General features: G+C 33.8%; 8 protein-coding genes and 4 pseudogenes. 5 read left to right on the top strand and 7 right to left on the bottom strand.

Going from position 1 to position 9,723, the window contains the following annotated elements; genetic code table 11:
- Nucleotides 1–234 (bottom strand): hypothetical protein (locus tag KI356_RS24290; protein ID WP_212936697.1); only part of this gene is annotated, 234 nt, incomplete at its 3' end.
- Nucleotides 235–302: 68 nt separating this feature from the next.
- Here KI356_RS24290 and KI356_RS28765 point away from each other — a divergent pair.
- The 3 pseudogenes from KI356_RS28765 to KI356_RS24275 form a co-directional block, all read left to right on the top strand.
- Nucleotides 303–599: pseudogene (locus KI356_RS28765) on the top strand (YkgJ family cysteine cluster protein); the annotation flags it as partial.
- Nucleotides 600–847: 248 nt separating this feature from the next.
- Nucleotides 848–1,302, top strand: a pseudogene (locus KI356_RS28520) (hypothetical protein).
- A gap of 301 nt (nt 1,303–1,603) precedes the next feature.
- Nucleotides 1,604–1,837, top strand: a pseudogene (locus KI356_RS24275) (GNAT family N-acetyltransferase); the annotation flags it as partial.
- A gap of 281 nt (nt 1,838–2,118) precedes the next feature.
- Here KI356_RS24275 and KI356_RS24270 read toward each other — a convergent pair.
- Both KI356_RS24270 and abc-f read right to left on the bottom strand, forming a co-directional pair.
- Complete coding sequence (locus tag KI356_RS24270; RefSeq protein ID WP_212936696.1) at nt 2,119–2,712, bottom strand: GNAT family N-acetyltransferase; 594 nt, start codon at nt 2,710–2,712, stop codon at nt 2,119–2,121.
- A gap of 20 nt (nt 2,713–2,732) precedes the next feature.
- A complete protein-coding gene (gene abc-f, locus KI356_RS24265) occupies nt 2,733–4,361 on the bottom strand; it encodes a ribosomal protection-like ABC-F family protein (protein ID WP_212936695.1) in 1,629 nt (542 codons plus the stop codon).
- A 516-nt stretch (nt 4,362–4,877) separates the two neighbouring features.
- Between abc-f and KI356_RS24260 the strand changes: the two genes are divergently transcribed.
- Nucleotides 4,878–5,867, top strand: coding sequence for an aldo/keto reductase family protein (locus tag KI356_RS24260; protein WP_212936694.1), 990 nt, complete (start codon nt 4,878–4,880; stop codon nt 5,865–5,867).
- A 109-nt stretch (nt 5,868–5,976) separates the two neighbouring features.
- Here the strand turns inward: KI356_RS24260 and KI356_RS24255 are convergent, their stop codons facing one another.
- The 4 genes and pseudogenes from KI356_RS24255 to KI356_RS24240 form a co-directional block, all read right to left on the bottom strand.
- On the bottom strand, nt 5,977–6,876 hold the full coding sequence (locus KI356_RS24255; RefSeq protein ID WP_212936698.1) for a LysR substrate-binding domain-containing protein: 900 nt from the start codon (nt 6,874–6,876) through the stop codon (nt 5,977–5,979).
- Nucleotides 6,877–7,040: 164 nt separating this feature from the next.
- A complete protein-coding gene (locus KI356_RS24250; RefSeq protein WP_212936693.1) occupies nt 7,041–8,024 on the bottom strand; it encodes a sensor histidine kinase in 984 nt (327 codons plus the stop codon).
- Nucleotides 8,021–8,728 carry a response regulator transcription factor gene (locus KI356_RS24245; RefSeq protein ID WP_128280201.1) on the bottom strand — a complete coding sequence of 236 codons (708 nt, stop codon included), beginning with the start codon at nt 8,726–8,728 and terminating at the stop codon, nt 8,021–8,023. Before KI356_RS24245 ends, KI356_RS24250 begins: the two co-directional genes overlap by 4 nt.
- Before the next feature lie 146 nt (nt 8,729–8,874).
- Nucleotides 8,875–8,976 (bottom strand): annotated as a pseudogene (locus KI356_RS24240) (acetamidase/formamidase family protein); the annotation flags it as partial.
- A gap of 158 nt (nt 8,977–9,134) precedes the next feature.
- On the opposite strand from KI356_RS24240, the gene KI356_RS24235 reads away from it, so the two are divergent.
- The gene (locus KI356_RS24235; protein ID WP_002119861.1) at nt 9,135–9,563 is read left to right on the top strand and encodes a cell wall hydrolase; all 429 of its coding nucleotides are present in this window, start codon (nt 9,135–9,137) and stop codon (nt 9,561–9,563) included.
- Nucleotides 9,564–9,723: the final 160 nt, after the last annotated feature.

Raw genomic sequence — 9,723 nt, 5'->3', positions numbered from 1 at the left:
GATTGCTGGTACTTCAATTATTGGAAGATTATTTTCATTATCAAAAGGTGGACACGGTTTGGGAACTACCAAATAGTCAACTGAGTTTTTATCCCTAATATAATTAATTGAAACATCATAATACTTAGAAAAATATTCCTTCAAATTATCCTGATTCCTTAAAAATGGTAGAGAAAATATTGAACCATAATTTATACCAGCGTCGACAATTAATACAAAGCATATTTTTTTCATGATACACCCTCCTCGTATAATAAGTTTTAAGTTAATAACTGTTCCTTGAAAATTAAATAGTTTTTATCTTCGTTGTCCTTCAACGTTTAACACGATCTAGATATCAACTCGTTCACCAGCAAACAGAATGTAAGCAACACTTTCTGGAGAACCTTTACTACAAATGTAATTTCTATGACGAAATAAACGATCGGTGCGGTATTCATTCAGTACGTCCATCAATTTGTCGAGCATTTGGTTATTATAATAATCTCCTTTGTTTTCGTAATCCGAAATTAGCTTTAGCTTCTAGAAGAAACTATATGGCCAGCTCATATCCTGTCGGTATCTTGAGTGTTGATTTTACATGGAACGACTTTACTTAGGCGAAAAGTCTAAACTTTTTTACGGATCTAATCGGCTTTATATTTGAGAGATATTGTCTTATCGTGTTTTTTATGACATTTAGTTGGTGGCCCCGTGGTGTAATTAGAAAAAGGTAACACTGATAAAAACAGGTTTCCTTTTTCTTTATATTCAATTAAATTATATCATTATTTTACATTAATTTCCAGACTTTGTCTTTTTTATTTTATTGGTAAACTTATGCTTAGCATGAATTGGAGGGATATATATGATAGATTATAGAATAATTTCAAGAGAAAACTATTCAAATAAGATTGGAGAGCTTGTAACAATGCTTGAACATACAAGAGATGTTACAAGCTCTCCAATTTAAACCAAAGTGATTTAGATTTCTTACCAAACGGTAGTTCAAACACTATTGGTTCTCTCTTATCACATATTGCAGCGATGGAGTTTGTTCATCGAGTTATCTCGTTTGAAAAAAGAGATTTAACTGAAAGTGAATATCTAAAGTGGCGAATTTCTTTAGAACTTGGAGACAAAGCAAGGGAAGGAATAAAAAAGCAATCTTTAGATTATTATTTGAATGAATTATCACAAGTTAGAGAAAATACACTAACATATCTGAAATCAAAACAAGATAGCTGGTTATTCAATAACAACAAGTACATTACGTGTTTTTTAGTTTGTTTGAACGAAAGTTCTTTTTGTTTTCGTTCTTAAGTTGATGGGCATGTGACTGTACCCCAAATAAGAACAATTAAGCGATTGATGGGAATGAATAAATAAATCTTATTCAACCAAAGGGTGCTTTACTTGAGAAAGTCACTAGAAGAGTCAAATGATAACTATGAACTGCCCCCAATTGCTAGGTTTTGTTTAACAATTGGGGGCAGTTCATTTATAGCGCATAGGGAATCAGCTTTTTGTTAATCATAAGGTAGATATTTTTAACTAAAAAACCAATAACGGAAATATATTACAGCTTATGACCCGTTTTTACACGTATCTCGGCTGAACCCCTGATAGGCTTTATGTTCATAAAGATTATCAAGGGAAAGGTATAGCTTCAGCTCTTGTTGATATGCTTGAGTTAGAGGCAAAAAGATTAAACTTTTTAGAGATTATCACAGAGGCCAGTATTACTGCCAAGTCATTCTTTAAACACAAAGGGTACCAAGTAATCTGTTCACAAATTATAGAACGTAAGGGCATTAAATTAACTAATTATCGAATGGCTAAAAAGATAATAGCATAATTTCGCTCTACTACTAGCTATATACTCTATAAGTGCATCCATATTTTGAAACCACAATTTATACCAAAGTAGCTGTTTGGCCCCAGGTTCAGAAAACAACTATAAATTCATTACTAAGCTAAAAACCGATTTCCTTAGCGTACAGGAAATCGGTTTTTTCTTTGCTAGAAGTTGCTTAGCGTATAATTTCCGCGTTTTGCCGGCAGGACCCCAACTAGTACTTTAAAATGCAAAAAAGCTTAGAATTTTAACTCTAAGCTTTTTGCATTGCATGATCCCCTTTAAAGAGCACTATTTTTTACCCATTCGGATTTACTCAATACATAATGATTAAAAATTTGATTTTCTATCGTCTGTTGACTCAAAAAAGCAAACCCGCATTTTTCAATAACTTTATTTGACGGTACGTTATTAATTAATGCAATTGCGTTAAGGACATCCACATTTGTATTTTCAAACAAATAGCCGATCAAGCCTTGTGTCGCTTTCGTTGCATATCCATTATTATGATATTCACTTGAAACAGCATACATGATTTCTCTATTCGGTGCAGGAAGCTCATCTTTCAGACTTGTGCAGCACCATCCAATAAATTCATTTGTGGTTTTCTTAAATATTCCTAGCCTCAATATGTGATCATCTGTGTTAGTCGTAGTTCTCACTGCATCAAGAAATGCTTTATTTTCTGGTATTTCATCATTTGTCACCCAATTAACTCGTTGTTCTTTCGTTGATTTCCAGTCGGGTAAAAACTTTTCTATTTCTGGTTGATTTGCTATTTTATAAATACTCTCTGCATCTTTGACCGTAAACTCTTGTAGGTATATATCACCACAATCTATTTTAAATAACTTAGTCAAACTCTCTTTTCCCATATTAATCCCCCTTATTTACGTTAAAGCGCCTTGATCTGCTTCGTAAGCTCCATAAACCGTTCGTCCAGTTCTTTATATTCTTTGTCTTTAGAAGTTAAAAAGCTTAATTTACCTAATACTTCTTGTCTCTCTGTTTCTAGCGTTAAACGTAGCTCTTCAATTTCATCTCTTGTTTTCGTAGGTTCTTCGAGCTGCTTTTGTATCGTATTGTTTAAAAACACAAGTTTTACGTTAGTTGTTTTCTCCAGAAAATATCGATCGTGAGAAACGATAATGAGTGTTCCATTATACTCAGCTAATGTATTTTCAAGCTGTTCACGTGAAGGTAGATCAAGGTGATTCGTCGGTTCGTCTAAAATAAGTACATCTTTTTCATCTAAAATATAAGCCATGAGCTTACATTTCACTCTTTCCCCCATACTCATATACTCAATTGGCTCTTTCCATTGAGAAGCTTGGAACCCTAAATGTTTCATTAAATTTTGGACTTTTCCTCTTTCTTCAAATGTCTCTTTATAAAATAAATCTTCTGGTGTTTTATCAAGCGGTAAATCAAATACTTCTTGTGTTAAATATCCAATGTTTGCTGATGGTGAAATCCATACTTCTCCTTCGGTAGTTTCCGTTCCCATAATCATCTTCAGTAATGTTGTTTTCCCGCTACCATTTGGCCCAATTATCGCAACCTTCTCACCGTGCTGAATTGTAAAATTAACGTTTTCAAATAATGTCTTTCCATGAAAGTCTTTTTTTAATTGCTTTACTTCTAAAAAGCGTTTTCCAACTTTTTTATTCGCTTGAATAGAGAACTCAACTGAGTACTCTTCTTTCACACGTTCTACTTTCGTTTTCTCTAGCTCTTTTTCGAGACGTTTTCGTTTTGACTTAACTTGCGCATCCATTCGTTTCGCTTTTACACGATAAAATTCTTTAACACCTTCTTGTTTTGTAGACTGTGCGTGTGCCTTTTGTGACCATGAACTTAATTCTTTTATATGTGTTTCTACTTGTTCTATCTTTTTTTGTTGTTTTTCATATTCACGCTGCTGCGTTAATCTTCTTTGCTCACGTGCTTTCATATAACTCGTATAATTACCGCTATGCTCAATTAATTTCTTATCCTCAATTGACCATATTTTTGTTGCGACAACATCTAAAAAATATCGATCATGCGATACAACGATAACTGTACCCTTCATATTTTTTATTTGTTTAATGAGAAATTCCGTACTCATCTCATCTAAATGATTTGTCGGTTCGTCTAATATTAATACGTTAGGGTTTTTAGCAAATCCTTTTGCAAGTCGAACTTTTAATTTTTCACCACCACTTAAAGTAAAAAAATCGTTCGTCGGTACGCCCCATTTCGCAAGAAGTTCTGCTTCTTTGGCAATCACATCATTACTACTAAAACATTCAATTTCTTGTTCAACATATGCTGTTGTCATATTCATTTGCTGCCATTCAACAGTACCTTTTGATGGTTCAATCTTCCCATTTATTAATTGAAGCAACGTTGATTTACCAGCACCATTTTTACCAATTAATCCGATAACATCTCCTTGTTTTACTGTAACATTCATTTTCTCTAACAAAGTATTTTCCTTTATTTCAACATATACATCATTTAATTTTAAAAGTTCTTTCATATTACCGATCCCTTTCATTAAGGGAGAACAAAAAAATCCTCCCAAAGTAATTTTGGCAGGATTAGTCGTTACATTATTTATACCCAAATAAGCTATTACGCAAAACAAATAGCAAAACCGTTGTTTGGAATTGGGCAGACTAATCCTATTTTTTATAAATTGAAATTTATTTAATTTCAACATTTAAAAATAAGATTAGTTAATCATCGTCCACCCATCATTCCTTTCCCTCATTAGTAACCATATTGTACCATAATGGTACTGTATGAGTAAATGCAATTATTTGTGCTGCTAAAAAGATTACTTTCTTTTAAGGTCTATTCATTATTTCTTAACTTTATATCGAACAAGCATCAACCACATTTGTTGTACTACTTGCTTTAGCTTTCCCTAGCAATAAAATTGTAAGCATTCCCTCTTATATAATTTTTATATAAATTCATCATAAATCATATATTATACATACTAAATTTCAGTTCTTATAATAAAGGTATCATTTTTAAGGGGGATTCTACAATGGAATTTAGCAAACTAGGAAACAGTGGATTAACAGTAAGCAAGATTGCATACGGGAACTGGATAAATCATGGTGGAAAAATAGATGAAATTACTGCAAATGATTGTGTGAAAACCGCTCTAGATGTCGGAATTACAACGTTTGATACTGCTGATGTTTATTCAGACACGATAGCCGAAGAAGTACTTGGCCGATCTTTGAAAGGTATACGCCGAGAAAGTATAGAACTATGTACAAAAGTTTGCCATCCAACCGGACCTGGAAAAAATGATCGTGGATTATCACGAAAACATATTATAGAAAATTGTAATGCATCTTTACGTCGATTACAGACAGACTACATTGATGTCTATTATGCACATAGATTTGATACAACAACCCCTCTTGAGGAAACGATGTTAGCTTTTGCTGATCTTGTCCGGCAAGGTAAAGTCCTTTATTTAGGCGTAAGTGAGTGGACATCGGAACAAATCACCCGCGGTGCAGCACTGGCACGAGAATTGAACATTCCACTCATCGCTAGCCAACCTCAATACTCAATGTTGTGGAGAGTTATCGAAACTGATGTGATACCAACATGTCAACGTGAGGGACTTGGTCAAGTTGTATGGTCCCCGCTCGCACAAGGTATTCTCACTGGAAAATATCAACCTGGTAAACCAATCCCTACTCAATCACGTGCTAATTCAGATGCTGGTAAACCATTTTTCCACAAACTCGTGCAACGTTGGATGAGTGATGATGTACTCACTGCTATTCAGAAACTTAATCCCATCGCGCAAGAAACTGATCTTACCCTATCACAACTCGCAGTTGCTTGGGTATTACAAAATCCAGCTGTTTCCTCTGCAATCATCGGCGCATCAAATCCGGAGCAAATAAGAGAAAACGTAATTGCTTCTAGTATTAAATTGCAACCTGAAATTATGGATCAAATTGATAGTATACTAAAAAGTTTCATTGAGTATGATCCGAGCAAAACAGGTTGATTCATCAGTGGATTTCTTAATAAAAGCCACAAAATATCTTTGCAGTCCTAATATAAAATATTATTTTCCCTTTCAAAATCCCCACTGCCCATCCTATCAAGATGGGCTTTTACTCTTTAAATTCAAATTGTGAAGTCGTATAAACCTCTCTAACAATCGTTAAGAAGTTCTCTAACACTACAGACTTTTCATCTTGTCTCCATCCAACATATAAATTTATTTTTGGTGTTTTTTCTTGAATGTCTTTATACATGACTCCCGATTTTTTATAACTCTCCACCGATGATGGCACGACGGAAATCCCCATTCCTGCAGCAACTAAATTCACAATCGTTTGCATTTGAATCGCTTCTTGAACAATATTTAAACTTACTCCATGTTTCCAAAAATAACTAATAATTAAATCATAAAAATTTGTACCAAAATGACGCGGAAATAAAATGAATGGTTCATCAATTAATGATTGGATTGAAATGTTAGGTAACGAAGTTAAAGGGTGATCTTGATGCAAAACCAATTTTAAACATTCTTCAGAACAAACTTCAGAAGATAATACTTCATTATTCTGCTCAGAACGAATAAATCCAATATGAATTTGTTTTTCGTAGAGCCCTTTTATTTGCTGGTCTGTTGTCATCTCACGTAATATGAGCTGAATTTTAGGATACCGTTCTCGAAATGTTTTTAATATGTCTATAACTGTTTCTGTAGAATCGACAAAACCAATGATTAAATGCCCGACCTTCCCTTCATTCGCAAGCTGTGTTTCTTTAATGGTTCTATCTACCTGCAATAACGTTTGCCGCGCACCTTCTAAAAATATTTTCCCCGCGTCAGTAAGTTCCACCATTCTTTTTGTTCGATGAAAAAGTTGAACTCCTAATTCTTCTTCCAACTTTCGAATTTCTTGGCTTAAAGGCGGTTGTGCCATCATAAGACGTTCTGCCGCACGACTAAAGTTTAATTCTTCTGCCACTGTTATGAAATATCTCATTTTCCGAATATCTATTCTGATTCACTCCTTTCATTAACAAGTAATAAAAGACTCATTTTTATCTTTAACGCTATTGCTTTGTTTTTCTTATGTAAATAATTTTTAATTTTATAATTTTATCAAAGGTACAAAACAAGGCTAAAAAACTTATACTTAAAGTTCCTTAGCCTGAATCACTTTTACACATTACAAAATTTAATTCGTACAACCGTACCTTTACCAACTTCTGAATGGATCTCTACACTATGTCCTAATTGTTTCGTAATTTCATATACAAGATATAGTCCCATCCCAGTTGATTCTTTAAAATCTCTACCGTTTTCCCCTGTAAAAAATGGTTTAAATACTCTTGGTAAATCTTGTTTCGGTATCCCTACACCACTATCGACAATTTCAAGAATAACTGTATTCCCTTCCTTACATGCTTTTACTTTAATTTTTTCTCTACTGCCTGATGAATATTTGATCGCATTCGATATAATTTGTCCAATTAAAAATTGTAACCATTTCGCATCACTTTCTACAGTAATACCTTTATCAATTTCAAGTTCTGGATATACAAAATTCCTAATAAAAAAGCGTTTATGTTCATGCACGGAATCATTCACTATTTTATGGAGTTGTACTCTTTCCACATAAAAATCTTGTGTAAATGCTTCTAAACGCGCGACATACAAAGCCATCTCTAATCCCTTTTTCAACCGATCAGTTTCCTCATTAATACTTTCAAAACGCGAATCCACTTCATCCTGTGTAATCAATTCTATTACAGACAAGGGTGTTTTCATTTGATGAATCCACTGATTCATAAAGGTTAAATGATCATTATTTTTTCTCTCTTGTAATTGCAGCTGATTTTGATAATGGCGATATTGCACTTCAAGCAAATCTTGGAGAGCAGTAGATAAAACTGCAAAATCAGATTTTTGAACAGATTCATCCAAAGATTGCATCGGATTTGCTAAGCGTTCATAAAAAGAACGATGTGTAAAATAACGGAATAATAAATAACTTACCATAAATATAACACCTAAAAACATTGCATATAATGCCGTCGTTATATGCTTATGCCCATCAAACCAATATACTAGGAATATGGATATGAGTTGGAATACTGTAAAACAAATAAGTGGTATATGATCACGTATAAACAGCCTTATCAATTTTCCATACCATTATCCCAAGTAATATGTAATCTATATCCAACACTTCTAATCGTTTCAATTGCCCCTTCAATATGTAACGTTTTTAACTTTTTACGCACACGTGTTGTATTTACACTTAATGTATTATCATCAACATAAGATTCGCTATCCCATAATTTATTAAGCAACACTTCTCTACTCACAACGCGTGGATAATTTTTCATTAACATCTCTAATAAAATGGCTTCGTTTCTCGTTATATCGATCTCTTGATTCCGTAACTTTAATACCAGTCTTTCGGGATATAAAGAAAGACCTTGTTGCTCAACCATTCGTTCTTCTAGTTTTGGTGCATAATCTCCGTAAGCACGCCTTAAATGACTACGAATTTTCGCCATTACAACTTCATAATGAAAAGGTTTCGGAATAAAATCATCGCCACCATTTTCTAACGCCATAACTTGATCCATCGTGCCTTCACGAGCCGAAATAAATAAAATCGGACATATAGAGACCGCACGGATTTGACGACACCAATAGTATCCATCAAAACTCGGTAAATTGATATCTAATAAAACTAGCTCTGGTTGTTCCTCTAAAAATGTGGCTAATACATTTTGAAAATCCGATACAACTATTCCTTGGTAACCGTATTTCCCAACATATGTTGATAATAACTCTGCAATTTTCATATCATCTTCTACAATCATAATTTTAACCATTTATTAACTCCTTTTCGATCCACAATCTCATATGCAATTATATAAAATAAATACTACCTTTTTTCACTAATTCCGTAAATTTAAAAAGGATGCTTTTATACAAAAGTATCCTTTTTCTATCTTTTCTTATTTAATACTAAATTCACATATGTTTCAAATACAAGACGGCTTCCAATTTCTACTTCAATACACGGCCTATTTTCTGGTGACATTGCGTAAATAATATGGTCTTTATGAATTCGATACATAATACCTCTCCCTTTTCATATTAATCTACTATTACTAATTAGCTTTTTTCATACAAGCTCCTCTTGAAATTTTAATGATATTTGCATGTAAAAAAGCACTTAGCTCATTTTCAAACATACACTCTTTACTATAACAGTTATAGAAAGGTGGTATCACTATGCCCCTTATCCCCTACAACGAAAGTGACGTTGATTTACTAGCTCGTTTAATTCGTGCTGAGGCTGAAGGTGAAGGTCGGCAAGGCGAACAACTTGTCGGATGTGTGGTAGTAAACCGTGTATTTTGCGATTGCTTAGATTTTAAACAACTCCGTACCGTACCTGATGCTGTATATCAAAGCCCTGGCGGATTCGAAGCGGTTCAATACGGATACTTTTATCAACGTGCCCGTGAATCAGAAAAAGAAATCGCAAGAAAAGTTTTACAAGGTGAATGGCGCTGGCCGGCAAGGTGGGCTCTTTGGTATTTCCGTCCAGTTGGAGCTTGTCCGCCTGAATGGTATAATCAGCCGTTTGCAGGGCAATTTAAAAGCCATTGTTTTTACGAACCACGTGGTGATGAATGTCCAAAAATGTATTCACGATAGCAAAAATTAAGCAACGCAAGTACTTATTCTTTTGAGTACTTGCGTTATTTTTTAATGTACTTTAGAAATCTAATAATGTGACGAATTTTCTGTCGCCTACCACATGTATTAATAACGGTATACGTGGGCCACTTGATTGATTCATAATGAGCCTATATAT

Source organism: Bacillus hominis (genome assembly GCF_018332515.1).
GTDB classification, from domain to species: Bacteria; Bacillota; Bacilli; order Bacillales; family Bacillaceae_G; genus Bacillus_A; species Bacillus_A hominis.
The sequence above is the reverse complement of the archived record's forward strand: the minus strand, read 5'-3'. Positions and strand labels throughout refer to the sequence as shown.